The organism is Nakamurella flava (assembly GCF_005298075.1).
GTDB lineage: Bacteria > Actinomycetota > Actinomycetes > Mycobacteriales > Nakamurellaceae > Nakamurella > Nakamurella flava.
On record NZ_SZZH01000001.1, the window covers coordinates 2009046 to 2026956 of the forward strand.

Annotated in this window: 15 protein-coding genes, 1 pseudogene and 1 riboswitch; of the genes and pseudogenes, 3 read left to right on the forward strand and 13 right to left on the reverse strand. The window is 71.8% G+C overall.

All coding sequences use genetic code 11. The features are described from left to right. Nucleotides 1-13: 13 nt before the first annotated feature. The 9 genes from FDO65_RS09055 to FDO65_RS09095 all read right to left on the reverse strand — a co-directional run bounded on the left by FDO65_RS09055 (nucleotide 14) and on the right by FDO65_RS09095 (nucleotide 9988). Nucleotides 14-913, reverse strand: a complete 900-nt coding sequence (locus FDO65_RS09055; RefSeq protein ID WP_137448987.1) for a glycosyltransferase family 2 protein — start codon at nucleotides 911-913, stop codon at nucleotides 14-16. A gap of 178 nt (nucleotides 914-1091) precedes the next feature. After that, the gene (locus tag FDO65_RS09060; protein ID WP_166442101.1) at nucleotides 1092-2306 is read right to left on the reverse strand and encodes a GNAT family N-acetyltransferase; all 1215 of its coding nucleotides are present in this window, start codon (nucleotides 2304-2306) and stop codon (nucleotides 1092-1094) included. 188 nt (nucleotides 2307-2494) lie between these two features. After that, nucleotides 2495-3499, reverse strand: coding sequence for a Ppx/GppA phosphatase family protein (locus FDO65_RS09065; RefSeq protein ID WP_240757506.1), 1005 nt, complete (start codon nucleotides 3497-3499; stop codon nucleotides 2495-2497). 1 nt (nucleotide 3500) lies between these two features. Then, nucleotides 3501-4046, reverse strand: coding sequence for a DUF501 domain-containing protein (locus FDO65_RS09070; protein WP_137448990.1), 546 nt, complete (start codon nucleotides 4044-4046; stop codon nucleotides 3501-3503). Between the two features lie 20 nt (nucleotides 4047-4066). Then, entirely contained in the window at nucleotides 4067-4627 is a 561-nt protein-coding gene (locus FDO65_RS09075) for an FtsB family cell division protein (RefSeq protein WP_137448991.1), read from the reverse strand. A gap of 226 nt (nucleotides 4628-4853) precedes the next feature. Then, nucleotides 4854-6140: a phosphopyruvate hydratase gene (gene eno / locus FDO65_RS09080; RefSeq protein WP_137448992.1), complete on the reverse strand. Its 1287-nt coding sequence runs from the start codon at nucleotides 6138-6140 to the stop codon at nucleotides 4854-4856. Between the two features lie 223 nt (nucleotides 6141-6363). Continuing rightward, nucleotides 6364-7362, reverse strand: coding sequence for a glucose-6-phosphate dehydrogenase (coenzyme-F420) (gene fgd, locus FDO65_RS09085; RefSeq protein ID WP_137448993.1), 999 nt, complete (start codon nucleotides 7360-7362; stop codon nucleotides 6364-6366). 129 nt (nucleotides 7363-7491) lie between these two features. Beyond that, nucleotides 7492-8664 (reverse strand): homoserine O-acetyltransferase MetX, encoded by a 1173-nt coding sequence (gene metX, locus FDO65_RS09090; RefSeq protein ID WP_240757507.1) that lies wholly within the window; start codon nucleotides 8662-8664, stop codon nucleotides 7492-7494. Nucleotides 8665-8671: 7 nt separating this feature from the next. Further along, a complete protein-coding gene (locus tag FDO65_RS09095) occupies nucleotides 8672-9988 on the reverse strand; it encodes a bifunctional o-acetylhomoserine/o-acetylserine sulfhydrylase (protein WP_137448994.1) in 1317 nt (438 codons plus the stop codon). Between the two features lie 60 nt (nucleotides 9989-10048). Then, a riboswitch (SAM riboswitch) is annotated at nucleotides 10049-10166 on the reverse strand. 145 nt (nucleotides 10167-10311) lie between these two features. Here FDO65_RS09095 and FDO65_RS09100 point away from each other — a divergent pair. Further along, nucleotides 10312-10641, forward strand: a complete 330-nt coding sequence (locus FDO65_RS09100) for a DUF3817 domain-containing protein (RefSeq protein ID WP_137448995.1) — start codon at nucleotides 10312-10314, stop codon at nucleotides 10639-10641. Nucleotides 10642-10651: 10 nt separating this feature from the next. Here FDO65_RS09100 and FDO65_RS09105 read toward each other — a convergent pair whose 3' ends face one another. Then, a complete protein-coding gene (locus tag FDO65_RS09105; protein WP_137448996.1) occupies nucleotides 10652-12067 on the reverse strand; it encodes an Nramp family divalent metal transporter in 1416 nt (471 codons plus the stop codon). Between FDO65_RS09105 and FDO65_RS09110 the strand changes: the two genes are divergently transcribed. Further along, a complete protein-coding gene (locus FDO65_RS09110; protein WP_137448997.1) occupies nucleotides 12056-13129 on the forward strand; it encodes a Gfo/Idh/MocA family protein in 1074 nt (357 codons plus the stop codon). The genes FDO65_RS09105 and FDO65_RS09110 overlap by 12 nt on opposite strands. A 5-nt stretch (nucleotides 13130-13134) precedes the next feature. Here the strand turns inward: FDO65_RS09110 and FDO65_RS09115 are convergent. Together FDO65_RS09115 and FDO65_RS09120 are read right to left on the reverse strand one after the other, a co-directional pair. Then, nucleotides 13135-13809: pseudogene (locus FDO65_RS09115) on the reverse strand (nucleoside triphosphate pyrophosphohydrolase); the annotation flags it as partial. A gap of 2 nt (nucleotides 13810-13811) precedes the next feature. Continuing rightward, the gene (locus FDO65_RS09120; RefSeq protein ID WP_166442102.1) at nucleotides 13812-14774 is read right to left on the reverse strand and encodes a SurA N-terminal domain-containing protein; all 963 of its coding nucleotides are present in this window, start codon (nucleotides 14772-14774) and stop codon (nucleotides 13812-13814) included. A 130-nt stretch (nucleotides 14775-14904) separates the two neighbouring features. On the opposite strand from FDO65_RS09120, the gene FDO65_RS09125 reads away from it, so the two are divergent. Next, on the forward strand, nucleotides 14905-16287 hold the full coding sequence (locus FDO65_RS09125; protein ID WP_137448999.1) for a metallophosphoesterase: 1383 nt from the start codon (nucleotides 14905-14907) through the stop codon (nucleotides 16285-16287). 107 nt (nucleotides 16288-16394) lie between these two features. On the opposite strand, the gene FDO65_RS09130 is transcribed toward FDO65_RS09125, so the two are convergent. After that, nucleotides 16395-17903: a sugar transferase gene (locus FDO65_RS09130; protein ID WP_240757510.1), complete on the reverse strand. Its 1509-nt coding sequence runs from the start codon at nucleotides 17901-17903 to the stop codon at nucleotides 16395-16397. Nucleotides 17904-17911 lie beyond the last annotated feature (8 nt).

Below are 17911 nucleotides of genomic sequence, written 5' to 3' on the forward strand. Positions count from 1 at the left end.
CGATGCACGTCGGTCACCGGCCGCTGCCGGACCTGACCTCCACCCGGCGGACCAGCTGGTTTCCGCGTCGCGCCCCCTGCAGTCGGCCGACGCAACCACCGAGGGAACGGGACGCGACGACGAGATCATCCCGGTGCCGGGCGGTCACCACCGTGCTGACCGGCCGAGCCCAGCGGCGAATCTCCTTCCACCGCAACGCGTCCCGTATCGAGCGGGGCCGCAGACCGAAGTTCTCGAAGCGAGCAGTGAGCTCCGCCTCCCCCATCGCCCACTGCCGGGCCTGACGAAAGGCCGGAACGGGTCGATCGCGCAACCGGTAGTGCACGACCGCATCGGCGGCGAAGACGACCGGGCGGGCGCCGGCGAGCTGCATCCGCCAACACAGGTCGGTGTCCTCCGTGACGGTCAGGCTCTCGTCGAACCCGCCGACCTGGTCGAAAGCCGCGCGCCGCACCGAGAGCGCGCAACCCGACGACCAGGGCAGGAAATCGTGGTGGGTCATCGGCCCGTGCGACTGCATGTCACCCCAGCCGGCCCGCAACCGGGGCCGGTTCAAGGCATCCAGGTCGATGTGGGCGGCGACGATGTCGGCCCCGTCCAGGGCGGCGGCGACGGCCGCCGTGTACCCGGGCGCCACGACGTCGTCGTCGTCGAGGAAGAGCAGGCCGTCGAATCTGGCCTGCTGCGCACCGGCGTTGCGCGCGGCGGCCACCGTCCGGTCGGACGGGACCTCGATCAATTCCAGCACCGGCAGGGCGTCGCGCCACCGATCGATGACGGCGTCGACGGCCCCGGGGACCCCGTTGTGGACGACGACGATCTGATCGGGTCCGGTGACCTGCTCCGCGAGCGCCGCCAGTTGCTCGGCCAGGACAGCACGCCCCACGGTGGCGATGATCGCCGTCGTCCTCATCGAGGACCCCCTTCGTGTCGCCCCGAGGTCGTCCGGGACGCGCACGTCCCGCTTGCGAACCTAGATCTCGGAGCCACTCAGGGGGAACAGTCGGCCGACCGGGCCGACGGCCCGCACCTCGTCCAGCAGCCACGACGCGGCCGGACGTGGCCCAACTCACCTACCGGCGAACCGCCACTCAGCCGGTGCGGACCAGACCGGCGACCTGCCGGGGCGACGGACCGTCAGCGGCCGGTACGGACGGTGATCCGACCTCCACCGACCGCCCGGCGGACGGGGCGGCCGGGGGTTGCGTCGACTTCCGCTGCCGGCGGGTGAACTGCATCGCGTGACGCGCAGCCTTGACGGTGCTGAGCGCACCGAAGACTCCGTAGCGGGCGGCCAGCGATCGCCCGCCCGCGCCGTAGGCGAAATCGTGTCCGACCCACAGGGTTTCGCTCCACCTCAGCTTCGACACGCTCGGACCGGGCGAGAAGTTGACCATGGCGTCGCCCCGCTCCACCGCCGTCCGGACGACCTCGGACTGCAGCAGCGTGGTGGGGCCGAGGTTCCACACGGACGGCAGGAATCCCGAGGAATGCACGTAGGCGGTGCCGGGCGCCCGCAGAGCCAACTGGGCGGCCACCACCTCGCCGTCGATGACCAGTTCGAACATCGAAGCCAGACCCTCACGGGCCAGCACAGGCAGCACGGTACGGAGCAACTCCCGGTGACGGACGTCGGCATAGGCGTCGTGGTGGTCGATGCCCGACGAGTCGTTCGCCGATCGGCTGCGGTGCAGGTCGAGGAACCGATCCAGGGCCGCCCGGTCGAGGTCCGCGCCGGTGAGCTCACGGACCTCGGTGCATCCCGGGTGCTTCGCGAGGCGGTTCGTGCTGCGCCGGATGCTCTCCTTGACGTTCCGCTTCAGCGCCGACCGCGTCGCCGCCCAGGTCGACTCCACCGTCAACATCACGCAGGCCCGGGACCGGACGTGCTCACCGAACGAGACCGGGGCGTCCCCGAAGGCCCATTCGGGCTCGAACCAGCCCTGGTCCTCCCCCAGCGAGATCTCGCACCAGTCGGCCGACGGGTCGCCGATCGTCGCCCCGACCACCATGCGGGAGACCTCGCGGCCCCACCCCGGGGCCGCCAGCCGGCCGGGCATCTCCAACGGAGAGCTGAAACCGCACCCGACGGGGATCATCCGTCGCGCCGCCTTGACCGGGCCGACCGACAGCTGCTGGACGAACATCGGGGCCACCCCGACGAGCGCACCGGTGTCCGTCCGCCGCACCAGGACGAGCGCGGACTCCAGGTCGTAGGTGCGCAGCCAGCCCAGCACCCACACCGGGTGCAGGAACGGATTGGCCGGAGCCGGCTGCAGGTGGAACAGCGACACCCACTCGTCCATCAGGGTGTCATCCGGCTCACTAGACCGAACGATGCTGACGGATAGTGTGCCCATCGGTACTCAACTCCGGCGTTAGGGGGATTTTCGCCCGTCAGGCTAACCCATCGCTGCGGAACGCGAGGGGTGAATGTCCGAAATCTCCGTTCGCGAACGGGGGACCCCTGTCCGTGGCCGGAGTGCGGCTCGGGTCAACCGAGCGACAACGCCAGCCCGTCGAGGATGTCGTGTTCGGACACCGTCATCGCCTGCAGCCCGGTCCGTTCGGCCACCAGATCCGCCAGGATCGCGAGGATCAGGGCCCCGCCACCGATGACGTCGACCCGGCCGGGATGCATGTAGCCCAGCGCCGCCCGGTCGGCCCGGGTGGCGCCCAGGAAGAACTCCGCCACCTCGCGGGTCCGGTCGAAGCCGACGGTGCTCAGGTGGATGCGATCGGCGTCGTAGGTCGTCAGCCCCAGGGCGGCGGCGGCCACCGTGGTCGCGGTCCCGGCGACCGGCACGAACCGCCGGACGACCGTGCCCGCGCCGTCGGCCAGGGGAATCGCGTCCAGGCCGCGGGACAGCTGCTCACGGACCCAGCGCACCGCGGACCCGCGTTCCGACGCCGTCGGCGGATCGGAGTGCAGCAGCCGTTCGGTCAGCCGTACGCAGCCCAGGTCGATGCTGATCGCCCCGAAGAGCCGGGTGGTCAGGCCGCCGGCGGCACCGGCCACGCGTTCACCGGTCACCAGCTCGGTCGAACCGCCGCCGATGTCGACCACCAGGAACGGGCCGGTCGCGGGGTCGAGCTCGCCGACCGCTCCGGTGAAGGAGAGCGCGGCCTCCTCGGTACCGGTGATGACCTCGGGATCCTGACCCAGGACGTCGCGCACCATGGCGACGAAGTCCGCGGTGTTGTCGGCGTCGCGGCTGGCCGAGGTGGCGGCCATCCGCACCCGCGTCGCCCCCGTCTGCCGCAGCGTGCCGGCGTAGTCGGTCAGCGCCCGCTGGGTCCGGTCGATCGCCGCGGGCGACAGGCGGCCGGTCGCGTCGACCCCCTCCCCCAGCCGGACGACCCGCATCTCGCGATGCACCTCGACAAGCGGTGGGCCGCCGTCGCCGACCCCAGTGGTCGGCAGGTCGGCGACGAGCAGCCGGATCGAATTGGTGCCGCAGTCGATCGCCCCGACGCGGAGCCGGTCGGACGATGCCACCTCAGACATTCGTCCCGGCCGATCCGCCGGAGCCGGGGTCGGGGTCGGACGGGTCGAGGCGCGCGCACGGGGTCGCCCCGCGGAAGAAGTCGGGGAGCCGGTCGACGGCCTCGTCGCCCAGCGGGTTGATCCCCCGGCCGACGGCGAGGGAGTGCGCGACCAGCACGTGCAGGCACTTGACCCGCGTCGGCATGCCGCCGGCCGTGACGTCGATGCCGAGGTCGTCGATGGCGTTGCGCTGCGCGAGGTACTGCTCGTGGGCGACCTGGTAGGCCGCGGCCAGTTCCGGGTCGTGGTCCAACCGTTCGGTCATCTCCCGCATGACCCCCTCGGCCTCCATCCGGCCCACCGCCGAGTTCAGCGCGCGACAGCACAGGTAGTACAGGGTCGGGAACGGGCTGCCGTCAGGCAGCCGCGGGCTGGTCTGCACGACCGCCGGCACCTGGTGGTCACAGCGGTAGGCGACGGCCAGCAGGCCGCGGGGGGCGCGACCCAGCTCGGAGGTCAGTGCGTCGACATCGGCCGGGGTCACCGGCTGCCACTTCATGGAATGCGTACCGATCGAGGTCAGGAGGGTTCGGACAGAGTCGCCCACAGGTCGCCGTACCAGGGCCCCGACGGCGGGGCCGCGGTGCCGGAGCCGGCGTCGGTGGGATCGAGCGCGGGGGCGTGCACCACGAAGACGGTGTCGCCGGGCTTGACGTACTGCAGCCGGCGACGCGCCTCGGCGGTCACATAGTCGGGATCGAGCAGCGCTTCCCGACGCGCCACCAGATCGGTCTTCTGCTGCTCGAGCGTCTGCTCGGTCTCCTGGGCCGCCGACAGGATCTGCCGCTGCTGCAGGTAACTGCGCAGCGGGAAGGCCAGCGAGAGCGCGACCGCGCACAGCACGAGCCCGAGTGCGGTGATCTGCCGGGTGAGCCGGGAGCGGGGCAGCAGCGTGCGACCGGCGGGCTTGGCCGGTCCGGAGACCCCGCGTCCGCTGCGCCGGGCCAGTCCCGTGGCGGCGGTGGTCGGCGCGGTGCCCGGGCGGTTCGCGCGGGGTCGCGCCGCGCGCCGGGGTCGACCCGAACGGCCGGTCCGCCGCGCCCCGTCGGACGCCCCGGAGGTGGGCTTTTCGGAGCTCATGCCCTGCACCCCGCCGCCGTCACGTCCACCGGTCCCGCCACCACCACACACCCATCTGTCCGTCGAGGCGTCGTGTCCGACGCCCACCCACCGACGTCGGCACTCACCGAGAACGACGGGGTGCTGTCATTCTGCGGGTCGCACGCCGATGACGGGCGAAGACACGAGCAGCCGGTCGGGTGGGAAACCCGACCGGCCGCCCGGTGCCGATGGTGCGACCGCGACGTCAGGACGCCGGGGTGTACCGCGGGAAGGCCAGCTCACCCAGGTAGCGGGCGGCGTCGCCGAGGTTCTCCTCGATGCGCAGCAGCTGGTTGTACTTGGCCACGCGCTCGGACCGGGCCGGGGCGCCGGTCTTGATCTGGCCGCAACCGGTGGCCACCGCGAGGTCGGCGATGGTGGTGTCCTCGGTCTCGCCGGAGCGGTGGCTCATCATGCAGCGGTAGCCGGAGCTGTGGGCCAGGGTGACGGCGTCCAGCGTCTCGGACAGGGTGCCGATCTGGTTGACCTTGACCAGCAGCGCGTTGGCCGCACCCTTGGCGATGCCGTCCTCGAGCCGCTCCGGGTTGGTGACGAACAGGTCGTCGCCGACGATCTGCACCTTGCCGCCGAGCTGGGTGGTCATGGACACCCAGCCGTCCCAGTCGTTCTCGTCCAGCGGGTCCTCGATCGAGACGATCGGGTAGCTGTTCACCAGGTCGGTCCAGTACGCGATCATCTCGTCGGACGACTTCTGCGTGCCCTCGAACCGGTACGAGCCGTCCGAGTAGAGCTCGGTGGCGGCGACGTCCATGGCCAGCACGATGTCGGTGCCGAAGGTGAACCCGGCCTTGGTGATGGCCTCGGAGATGGTGTCGAGCGCGGCCCGGCTGTCCTTGAGCGCCGGGGCGAAACCGCCCTCGTCGCCCAGCGCGGTCGAGTAGCCGGCCTTCTTCAGGACGGACTTCAGCGAGTGGTAGGTCTCCGCGCCCCAGCGCAGCGCCTCGCGGAAGGTGCTCGCACCGATCGGGGCGATCATGAACTCCTGGACGTCGACGCCGGAGTCGGCGTGCGCCCCGCCGTTGATGATGTTCATCATCGGCACCGGCAGGATGTGCGCGTTCGGTCCGCCGATGTAGCGGAACAGCTCCAGCTCGGCCGACTCGGCCGCGGCCTTGGCCACCGCGAGGGACACGCCGAGGATGGCGTTCGCGCCGATCCGGCCCTTGTCCGGGGTGCCGTCGATGTCGATGAGCTTCTGGTCGATGACGCGCTGCTCGATGGCGTCGTAACCGATGAGCTCCGGTCCGATCTCCTCCAGGACCGACTCGACGGCCTTGAGGACACCCTTGCCCAGGTACCGCTCGTTGTCGCCGTCCCGCAGTTCGACGGCCTCGTGTTCGCCGGTGGAGGCGCCGGACGGGACCGCGGCCCGGGCCAGCGAGCCGTCGTCCAGAGCGACCTCGACCTCGACCGTGGGATTGCCACGGGAGTCGAGAATTTCACGTGCGCCGATGAGTTCGATGGCCGCCACAGGCACATCCCTTCGCTGGTGCGAGTTGTTGGCAGGCGGTCGACCGACCGGTGGTGCAGGTCGGCCGCGCCGGGTTCCGGGGCTCAGCCTAGAGCCAGACGACGCCGCCCACCCGACGGGGGCGGCGGAACGGGGCAGTTTTTCTGTATCAATTCAGCTTCCGGTCGCCCGGCAGGTGCGCAGCAGGGGTCGCAAACGGGACGAGGAGTCGACCCGTGCTCGATCAGAGTGCCCGCAGCCGCGGCAGCACGTGCTCGCCGTAGAGCCGCAGGAACCGCTCCTGGTCCTCTCCGGGGGCGTGGAAGACCAGGTGGGTGAAGCCGAGATCGAGGTAGCGCCGGATCTTCTCGACGTGCTCATCCGGGTCAGTGGAGACGATCCACCGGGACGCAGCCTTTTCCACCGGCAGCTCATCGGCCAGCCGCTGCATCTCGATCGGGTCCTCGACGCCGCTCTTCTGCTCGGGCGACAGCGCCAGCGCGGCCCAGTTGGCCGTGTCGGCCAAGGCCCGGTCGGCGTCCGGGTCGAACGACACCTTCATCTCGATGAGCAGGTCGAGATCGGACAGGGTGCGCCCGATCTTGCCCGCGCCCTCGGCCAGCGCCGGGAGCAGGGTTTCGGAGTACAGCTCGGGGGCCTTGCCGGAGGTGGTGATGAACCCGTCGGCGACACGGCCGGCCAACCGGGTGGCGGCCGGACCGGAGGCCCCGATGTACAGCGGTACCGGCTGGGTGGGCTTGTCGTAGATGGTGGCCTTGTCGGTCGAGTAGAAGGTGCCGTCGAAGGTCACCCGGTCCTCGGTCCACAACTTCTTGATGAGCGTCACCGCCTCCTTGAGGCGGGCGAAGCGTTCCTTGCCGTCCGGCCACTCCAGGCCCAGCGCGACCTCGTTGAGGGACTCCCCCGAGCCGACGCCCAGGATGACCCGCTCGGGGTACAGCAGTCCGAGGGTGGCGAACGCCTGGGCGATGACGGCCGGGTGGTAGCGGAACGTGGGCGTCAGCACCGACGTGCCCAGCAGTAGCCGCTCGGTCCGCGCCCCCACCGCGCCGAGCCACGGCAGGGCGGCCGGTGCGTGTCCCCCGTCGTGCCGCCAGGGCTGCAGGTGGTCGGAGATGAAGACCGAGTCGAAGCCCTGTTCCTCCGCGGTCACGGAGAACCGGATGAGATCGTTCGGACCGAACTGCTCGGCCGACGCCTTGTAACCGAGTCGGATGCCCATCGATGTCCTGCCTTCTGTCGCCCCCGGGTCATCCCCATCCTGGCACCGCACCGTGACCGGCCGGTGAAGTCCGACACCAAGCCCCAATCCCCCGCGCGAGCGCGGCCGACCTCCGCGGGTCCCCGGATGTCAGTTGCCGACGGCATCCCGGACGACATCCGCGACGGCCCCGGCTTCGATGAGGAAACCGTCGTGGCCGTACTCCGAGTGCAGGACGTGCAGTGCCCGGCAGGCGGGGGCGGTGGCCAGCACCTCGCCCTGGGCGGGCGGGAACAGGCGATCGGAATCCACCACCGCAACGGTCAGCTCGGCCGTGATGCGGTGCAGGGCGGCGGTGATGCCCCCGCGGCCCCGGCCGATGTCGTGGGAGTTCATCGCCTCGGTGAGCACCAGGTAGGAGTTCGGGTCGAAGCGGCGGCCGAGCTTGCGGCCGTGGTGGCGCAGGTAGGACTGCACGGCGAACTGTTCGGCGGCACCGTCGACGGCCGGCTGCGGGTCACGGCCGAAGCGCACGTCGAGCTCGAGCGCGCTGCGGTAGGTGGCGTGGGCGATCTGGCGGGCCACCGCCATCCCCCGCACCGGTCCGGCGCCGGGGTAGTAGTCGCCGCCGCGGAACTCGGGGTCGAGTCGGATCGCGTCGAGTTGCGGTGTGCTCCAGGCGATCTGGTCGCCGCTGAAGGCCGCGCCGGTGGCGATGGCGACCGATCGGGCGACCCGGTCGGGATGACCGACCGCCCACTCCACGGCTCGCATCCCGCCCATCGACCCGCCGACGACGGTGTGGAACCGCTCGATGCCCAGGTGGTCGGCGAAGGCGACCTCGGCGGCCACCTGGTCGCGGACGGTGATCCGCGGGAATCGCGATCCCCACGGCCGGCCGTCCGGCGCCGGGGACGACGGGCCGGTGGTCCCCCGGCAGCCGCCCAGCACGTTGGCGGCCAGGACGTAGAGCCGGTCGGTGTCCAGCGGGGCGCCGGGGCCGATCAACCCGTCCCACCAGCCCGGGGTCGGCTGCTGGGGTCCGGCCGGCCCGACGACGTGGCTGTCCCCGGTCAACGCGTGCAGCACCAGCACGGCGTTGTCGCGCCGGGCGTTCAGGCGCCCCCACTGCTCGTAGGCCACGGTGAGGGCGGGCAGCGTGGTGCCGTCCTCGACCGTCAGTCGGCCGAGATCGGCGAACCAGCGGTCGGTCCCGGCGTCCGGTCGGTCGGCCGGGCGACCGCCGGTCACCGGCCCGACGGCGACCACGGGGTCGCCACCGGACCGATGCACCGACGTCATCGCCGAGGTCGGTCTGTCCACGGACCGGTCAGTCCTGCTTGGCCGCCCGGAAGCCGGCCTCCAGGTCGGCGAGGATGTCGTCGATCCCCTCGATGCCGACGGCCAACCGGATCAGGCCCGGGGTGACACCGGTGGTCAGCTGCTCCTCCGGGCTGAGCTGGCCGTGCGTGGTCGACGCCGGGTGGATGACCAGCGAGCGGACGTCACCGATGTTGGCCAGGTTGGTGAACAGCTCGAGCGCGTCGCTGAACGCCGCGCCGGCCGCCACCCCGCCCTTGATCTCGAAGGAGACGATGGGCCCGCCGCCCCGGGGGGCGTACTTGCGCTGCAGGTGGTTCCACCGGCTGGACTCCAACGCCGGGTAGGACACCGACTCGACCTCAGGCCGGTCGGCCAGCCAGCGGGCCACCGCCTCGGCGTTGGCGTTGTGCCGCTCGACCCGCAGCGACAGCGTCTCGATGCCCTGCGAGATGAGGAACGCGTTGAACGGCGAGATGGCCGGGCCGACGTCGCGGAGCAGCTGCAGCCGGGCCTTGAAGATGAACGCCACGTTGGCCTTGAACAGGCCCTCCGGGCCGAGGTCGCGCCCCCAGACCAGGTTGTTGTAGCTGGGGTCGGGGTTGTTGAAGCCGGGGAAGCGCCCCGGGTCGGCCTGCCAGTCGAAGTTCCCCGAGTCGACGATGACGCCGCCGATCGCGGTGCCGTGCCCGCCCAGGTACTTGGTCGCCGACTGGACGACGATGTCGGCGCCGTGCTCGATCGGCCGGATCAGCCAGGGCGTGGGCACCGTGTTGTCGACGATCAGCGGCACCCCGGCCTCATGGGCGACGCCCGCGACCCCGGCGATGTCGAGCACGTCGAGCAGGGGGTTGGAGATGGTCTCGCCGTACAGCGCCTTGGTGTTGGGCTTGATCGCGGCCCGCCAGGACTCGAGATCGTCCGGATCGTCGACGAAGTCGACGGTGATGCCGAGCTTGGGCAGCGTGTAGTGGAACAGGTTGTAGGTGCCGCCGTAGAGACGCGGCGAGGAAACGACATGGTCGCCGGCCTGGGCGATGGTGAGGATGGCGACGCTCTCGGCGGCCTGCCCGGACGCGAGCAGCAGCGCCCCTACCCCACCCTCCAGGGAGGCGATGCGATCCTCGACCACGGCCTGGGTCGGGTTCATGATCCGGGTGTAGATGTTGCCGAGTTCCTCGAGCGCGAACAGCTTGCGGCCGTGCTCGGACGAGTCGAAGGCGTACGACGTCGTCTGGTAGATCGGCAGCGCCCGCGCCTTGGTGGTGGGGTCGGGCTGCTGGCCGGCATGGATCTGACGCGTGTCGAAGGACCAGTTGGTGCTCATCGGGGATGCACTCCTGCCGAGACAGGGACCGGTCCCTGGTCGGATGACCTCTGGGGTCCCGGTCCGCGCTTGCGAACCGCCACCGCAGCGGCCCGCCTGGTCGTCACCCGGGGCACCCCCACCGCGGAAGGAGGGTTGCCGCCCAGCCGGCCGGGGCCTGTGGCTGGGACTCAAGACCGTGCCCGGAGTGTAACGGCGATGTGTCGCCGCCGTTCGGCCGGGTGGGTGAACGTCCGACCTCGCCGTCGTGACGGTTGTGAGATGGGCCGCGATCCGCGGCCGCGGCACCGAACCCCGCGCCCGGCCGGGCCAGACTGGACGGCATGTCCCCCCGCGCCCTGGTCACCGCGTTCCGCGTCGTCTCCATCGCCGAGGCCGTCTCCTGGACGGGCCTGCTCATTGGCATGTACTTCAAGTGGATCGCCGGGACGACCGAGGTCGGGGTCAAGGTCTTCGGCCCGATCCACGGCGGGATCTTCGTGGCCTACGTCGTCGTGGCGCTGCTGACCGCTCGGGCCCAGCGCTGGACCTGGATCACCACCGGCCTCGCCCTGGTCGCGTCGATCCCCCCGTTCTTCACCCTGTGGTTCGAGCGGTGGGCGCTGCGCACCGGCCGACTGGACCCGCAGCGGGCCCTGCGCACGGCCGGCTGAGCCCGGTACGTCAGGCCGACCCGCTGATCACTCCGACGATCAGCACCGCGTTGAGGGCGACGATCGCCGCCGCGATCAGCCAGCCGAGCACCCGGACCGGGCGTCCGCTGACCGAACCCTCCATCACCGTCGCGTCGCCGGTCAGCCGCAGCAGCGGCACGAGCACGAACGGCAGCCCGAACGAGAGCACCACCTGCGACAGGATCAGCACGGTCGTCGGGTCGGCACCGACGGCGAGCAGCACCAGGGCGGGCGCGAGGGTCACGGCCCGCCGGACGAACAGGTTGATCCGGCGGCGCAGCAGACCCTCCATGATCGCGCTCCCGGCGTAACAGCCGACCGATGTCGAGGCCAGGCCGGAGGCGAGCAGGCCGAGCCCGAACAGCACCCCGATGCCGGTGCCCAGCGTGGCGCTGACCGCGGCGTGCGCGCCCTCGATGGTGTCGACGTCGTCCCGTCCACGCAGGGCCGAGGCGGCCAGCAGCAGCATCGAGATGTTGACCGCACCGGCGAGCAGCATGGCCAGGACGACATCGAGCCGAGTGGCCCGCAGCAGCCGGGTGCGCGCCGGCCCGGCCGGGGTCCGCTGGTCCCCCGCTCCGAACCGGTCCCGGGTGAGTGCCGAGTGGAGGTAGACCACGTGCGGCATGACGGTGGCGCCGAGCATGGCCGCCGCCAGCAGCACCGATCCCAGGCCGTCGAAGCGGGGCACCAGTCCGGCGGCCACCTCCGCCGGGTCGGGTGGGGCGACGAAGAGCCCGGACACGAAGCCGATGGCGATGACGAGCAGGAACGCCGTGATGACGCGTTCGAACGGCCGCTGGCCGCCGCGGTCCTGCACGGCCAGCAGCCCCAGGGACACGACGCCCGAGATGAGACCGCCCAGCACCAGTGGGACGTCGAACAGCAGGTACAGCGCCACCGCTCCGCCGATCACCTCGGCCAGGTCGGTGGCCATCGCGACGGCCTCGGCCTGCGCCCAGTAGGCCAACCGGCCCGGGGTGCGCAGCCGGCGGCCGAGCAGCTGCGGCAGGGACGCGCCGGTGACGATGCCGAGCGACGCCGAGAGGTACTGGACCAGACCGGCCGCCGCGGTCGCGACGACCAGCACCCAGGTCAGCAGGTAGCCGTACGACGCCCCGGCCGACAGGTTCGCGGCGACGTTGCCCGGGTCGACGTAGGCGACCGCGGCCACGAACGCGGGGCCGAGCGCCGACCGCAGGGCCAGACGCGAGCGTCGCAGGCGTGAACCGGGTACCGCCGCGCTGGAGGCACCGGGCAGGGTGTCGCGGGTCCGCGAGCGCTCGGTGTCGGCCGCCGCCCGGCTCGCGTGTCGGTCCTCCACCGGTCCCGCTTCTCCGTTCCGCTCGATCCGCTGTTCGACGCTGCCCCGGTCGCCCGGCGCGGCCCCCCGATGGGGCAGCATGCCATCGTGAGTTCCCTCCCCGTCGCCCGCACACCAGATCCGTCGCTCGCCCCGCCGCTGCGCTGGGGGGTACTCGCGCCGGGCCGTATCGCGGCCGGCTTCACGGAGGCGCTGCACCGCCACACCCGGCAGCGGGTGGTGGCCGTCGGTTCCCGGTCGGCCGAGCGGGCGGCCGCCTTCGCCCACCGGTTCGGCATCGCCCGCTCCCACGGCTCCTACCAGGCACTGGTGCAGGACTCGCAGGTCGATGCGGTCTATGTGGCCTCCCCGCACAGCGAGCACCACGCGCAGGCCCTGCTGGCGATCGCCGCCGGCAAACCGGTACTGGTGGAGAAGGCGTTCACCCGCAACGCCCGCGAGGCCCGGGAGGTCGTCGATGCGGCCGCCACGGCGGGGGTGCTGGTGATGGAGGCGATGTGGACGCGGTTCCTGCCGCAGACCGACGTCCTCGGACAGCTGCTGGCCGACGGGGCCCTCGGCGAGGTGACGACCGTGCTGGCCGACCACGGTCAGTACTTCACCCCGGACCCGACGGACCGGTTGTTCGATCCGCACCTGGCCGGCGGGGCCCTGCTCGACCTCGGCGTGTACCCGCTGTCCCTGGCCTCGTTCGTCCTCGGGGTGCCCGGGACACATCCTCCGGTGGACGACGCCCCGGGCGTCGTCGCGGTCGGCACGCGCACGGAGACGGGTGTCGACGCCCAGGTCTCCCTGGTGCTGAGCGCAGGCCGCGCGCAGGCCTGCCTGTCGACGACGTTGCTGGCCGTCACGCCGACCACGGCCGCGGTCTGTGGAACGGCGGGCCGGGTGGAGTTCACCGGCCCGTTCTATGCCCCCGCGACGATGACGCTCTGGCCCACCGGATCCGACGACCCGCTGGTGCGGCCGGCCGACGACCTGCCGGGGTCGGGCGGGATGGCCTACGAGGCGGCGCATTTCGCGACGCTGGTGGACGGCGGCGCGACCGTGTCGCCGCTGTTGCCGCCGTCGGAGTCGGTCGCCGTACTCGAGCTGATCGACGAGGTGCGTCGGCGGCTCGGGGTGGTCTACCCGGGCGAGTGATCGCCCTGCAACCGGGAGGCCTGGGTGCGGGCGACGGCCCGGAGTTCCGACTCCGGATCGTCTCCCGCCGCCCCGGCCCGCGCGGCGATGCGGTAGAGCCGCTCGCCGACCGAGTCGCCGGTGGGCAGATCGAGGGGTAGACCGTGCCGGGCCGTCCGGGCGCCGATCTTGCCGGCCAGTGCGGCGGCGGGTTGGCCGAGCGCCACGCCGTCCAGCGGACCGGACCGGCCGGGTTCGGCCGTCTTGAGTTCGTCCCAGCGGCGCTGCTGGTCCGCGGCCGTGTGCAGCCGTTCCCGTTCGGTGGGGTCGGCGAAGACGTGCGGGTGCCGGCGGACCAGCTTGTCGACCAGATCGCCGGCGACGTCGTCGATGTCGAAACCGCCCTGTTCCGCGGGGGTCTCGGCGGCGATGCGGGCGTGGAAGAGGACCTGCAGCAGGACGTCGCCGAGTTCCTCACGGACGGCGGCGGCGTCGCCCCGTTCGATGGCGTCGACGAGCTCGTAGCACTCTTCGACCAGGTAGCGGAGCAGGGTCGCGGGCGTCTGCTCGGCATCCCACGGGCAGCCGCCGGGGGAACGCAACCGGTCCATCACCGCGATGGCGTCGAGCAGGGTGTGACCCGCCGGGGGCTGCTCGGCGGGGTTGCCGACGATCGCCGGGGCGAGGGGTGGGAAGCGGTCGGTCACAAGCCGTCCCCGACCGGGATCACGGCGACGGACAGGGGATCCCAGGCGCCGATCCTCGGGTTGACGGTGACCCCCACCTGCTCGGCCGTGGGGGCGAGCAACAGGGCGCCGAGGTCGAAGATGGCCGACAACTGCTGGCTGGGGCCGCCGCCGGCCCCCTGGGAGGCCGCGGCCAGGTCGTCGGCGGTCAACCGGCCCGGCTGCTCCTGCCGGCTGGTGATCCGCAGGACGGCGACCCCGCCGTCCGCGGCCGGAGCGAGGATGACGTCGCCGACCGCGGCGTGGTAGACGCCGAGCGCTCCGAGGGCCGGCCGCGTGGTGAGCTGGAACTGCTGGCGCACCGGGTTGCTGGACGTGGAAACCTCGGTGTCGACGACGTCGGGCTGGCTGAGCCAGCGTGTCCGGGTGGCCACCGCGGCCGCCCGGTCGGCGACCAGGACGCCGTCGACGCCGACGGACACGTCGGTGACGGCCGCTCCCTCGGCGGGCAGCGCGGCGAACCATCGCTCGAGGAGCAGCAGGTCCCGGACGGCGCGCCGGCCGACGTCGCCGGACCCGCCGGTGGCGGACGCCGACTGGGCCAGGGCGGTGCTGACCTCCTGCTCGGAGACGGTGATGCCGGCCCGGGCGGCCGCCTGCTCGAGCAACTGGGAGCGGATCGCCGACGTCGCCTGGCCGCGGTTGTAGTACGCGGTCTCGACGGGACCGGGCCCGGTGGTCGGGGAGGTGGCGCCGGCCTGGATGGCGGTGACCGCGCTGGCTGCGGCGGCGAACACGTCCGCTTCCGAGATCGCGACGTCACCCACCTCGGCCGCCGCGGATGGCGGTGGCGTGGCACAGGAGGCCAGGACGGGCAGAACGAAAAGCGTCCCGGCCAGTGCCGCGAGCAGTCGACGCGGCACCCGTGACCGTCCGCAACCGGGCCGCGCCGCACCGGTCGCCTTCTGGCGGTAACTCACCCACGAAAGACTGCCACACGGCCCCGGAGTCCTCGGGACGTGGTGCGGCCTGCTGCCCGGAAGAGAGCTTTCCTCAGCATTACTCATGCGCATAGCGTCATCAATACGTGACTCGTAGTAAGGCAGGCCGATGCCCCTCTCTCGCCGTCGTTTCCTGTCCGTCGCCTCGGCCACCGCCGGGCTGACGGTGGCCTCTCTCGCGGGTCCACGGTCGGCGCTGGCCGCGGGTTCGTCGTTCACCGTCGCGGTCATCCCGGACACCCAGCAGGAGGTCTTCGGATCGGACCGCCGCTTCGGCCAGCGCACCCGGTGGCTGGCCGACAACCGCTCGGCCCTCGGCCTGGCCTTCGTCGCCCACACCGGGGACGTCGTGAACTGGGACACCCCCGACCACTCCCAGTACGCCGTCGCCAGCCAGGCGTTCGAGAACCTCGACCGGGCCGGCATCGGTTGGCTGCCCAGCATCGGCAACCACGACACCGCCGCGGTCGGGGTCGGCGGCAGCGCCGCGGACCCCCGCCGTACGCGCGCCCTGGTCCGCGACACCACCACCTTCAACGACTACTTCCCGACCTCCCGGATGCGCTCCCTGAGCGGGACGTTCGAGAACGGGAAGATCGACAACGCCTACTCCACCTTCACCGCCGGCGGCGCGCAGTGGATGCTGCTGAGCCTGGAACTCTGGCCGCGCGCCGCGGCGGTGGCCTGGGCCGACGCGGTGCTGGCGGCCCATCCCCGCCACAACGTCATCCTGTCCACCCACAGCCACCTGAACGGCGACGGCACCGTCTACGGCCGCGCCGACTACGGCGACACCAGCCCTCAACAGCTCCTCGACCAGCTCCTCCGCCCCCGCGCCAATGTCAAGATCGTGCTGTCCGGGCACGTGGGCCTGGCCGGGCACCGCATCGACACCCACACCGACGGTTCCCGCTTCGCCTCGTTCCTCGGCACCTTCCATTCCAACAGCACCAACCCCGTCCAGCTCCTGACCATCGACCCGGACGCCGGCACCATCGCGACCCGGTTCACGGCCCCCGCCAACGGCCAGACCTGGCCCGAGTACGCCACGACCGTCGACGGGATGACCTTCTCCCGCTCCAGTGACGGGGCCGAGTCGAGCCGGGCCGTGGCTCTGCAAGCACGGGTCAACGCTCGGTTCGTGACGGCCGAGGCGGCCGGCACGCGCTCCCTCATCGCGAATCGGGACGGAGTGGGGCTCTGGGAGACCTTCGACCTGGTCTCACTCGCCGATGGCGGGAGTGCTCTGCGAGCCCGGGCCAACGGCCGGTTCGTCTGCGCCGACGGCGCCGGCTCGCTGCCGTTGATCGCCAACCGGGACGCGGTCGGCACATGGGAGACCTTTGATCTCGTCCCGACCGGGGGCGGGGACGCCCTACGGTCCCGGGCCAACGGTCTGTTCGTCTGCGCCGACGGGGCCGGCAGTCAGCCGCTACAGGCGAACCGGTCGGCCGCGGGGTTGTGGGAGACCCTGGTCATCGTCGGCGCCTGAACCCCAGGACGGACGCACCCCGCGGCACAGCGGACGCGGAGACGACGACGGCCCGACCGCAAGGGTCGGGCCGTCGTCGGGGGGGCCTGCGCTGAGAGCTGGGACGGCTAGAACGCCCCGGAGCCGGTCATGACCGCCTTGACGGTCTTGAACATGATGACCAGGTCGCCGGTGATGGACCAGTTCTCGACGTAGAAGACGTCGAGACGGACCGAGTCGTCCCAGCTGAGGTTGGACCGGCCGGAGACCTGCCACAGGCCGGTCATGCCCGGCTTGACCAGCAGGCGCAACCGCGCCTCGTCCTCGTAGAGATCGACCTCGGCCTTGAGCGGCGGCCGGGGGCCGACGAGGCTCATGTCGCCCTTGACGACGTTGAACAGCTGCGGCAGCTCGTCGATCGAGTAGCGCCGGATGATGCGGCCGACCGAAGTGACCCGGGGGTCGTTCTTCATCTTGAACAGGACGTTGTTGCCGGCGTCCTGCTGCTCGACCCGCAGGGCCTGCAGCTGGCTCTCCGCGTCGGTGACCATCGACCGGAACTTGATCATCCGGAAGATCTCGCCGTTGATCCCGACCCGCTCCTGACGGAAGAAGACCGGGCCGCGGCTGGTCAGCTTGATGGCCACTGCCACCCCGATCAGGATCGGGGAGAACAGGGTGATGAGCAGGCTGGCCCCGACGACGTCGAACGCCTTCTTCAGCAGGCGGTTCGCGCCGTGGTACGTCGGGCGGTCGACGTGGATCAGGGGCAGACCGTCCACCGGCTGGGTGTGGATGCGCGGGCCGGCGATGTTGGTCAGGGCCGGCGCCAGGATCAGCTCGGCGTCGGTGTCCTCCAGGGCCCAGGACAGCTTGCGGACGGACGTGGGGCCGAACGCGGCGCTGGACGTCACCGCGACTGAATCGGCGCCGGTGCTCCGAACGACGTCGACGATGTCGTCGAAGTCGCCGACGACCGGCACACCGTCGACGGCCAGGACGGGACCCCCGTCGGCGTCGACCGCTCGCCGGGACTGGTGCAGGCAGACGCCGATCACCTGGTAGCCGGCCCGCGGGGTCCGCTTGAGTTCCTGGACCAGTTCGGTCACCGTCGCGAGGTTGCCGACGGCCAGCACCTTGGACTGGTACTCGCCGGCGTCCCGGACCCGGTGCAGCCACCGGCGCCAGACGTAGCGACTCACCAGCAGGGCGGCCAGACCCACGGGCAGCATGACGAGCAGGTAGCCGCGGGACAGTTCCAGCTTGAACAGGTACGACATGATCGCCGCGAAACCGAAGACGGCGAAGGTGGCGTTGATGATCCGCTTGTACTCGGCGGCGCCGTAACCGCAGAAGCGCGGGTCCCGGGAACCGAAGACGTTCAGGGCCAGCAACCACACGACGGCCAGGACCACCGTGGTGGCGGCGTACGGGAGACCGGTGGCCACGAGCGTCTCGCCGGCGCCGATGGTCGGCAGCGGCTCGGTGTGGACGACGATGCCGGCCAGGATCAGCGCAGCGAGGTCGGTCAACAGCAGTCGGCTGGCGTACCGGGCGCCCCAGCGACGGCGACCGCCGCGGGCGGTGGCGTCGCCGGGCTGAGCACTCGAGGGAGTGGCTGCGCCGGATCCCACCATCGGGGTGG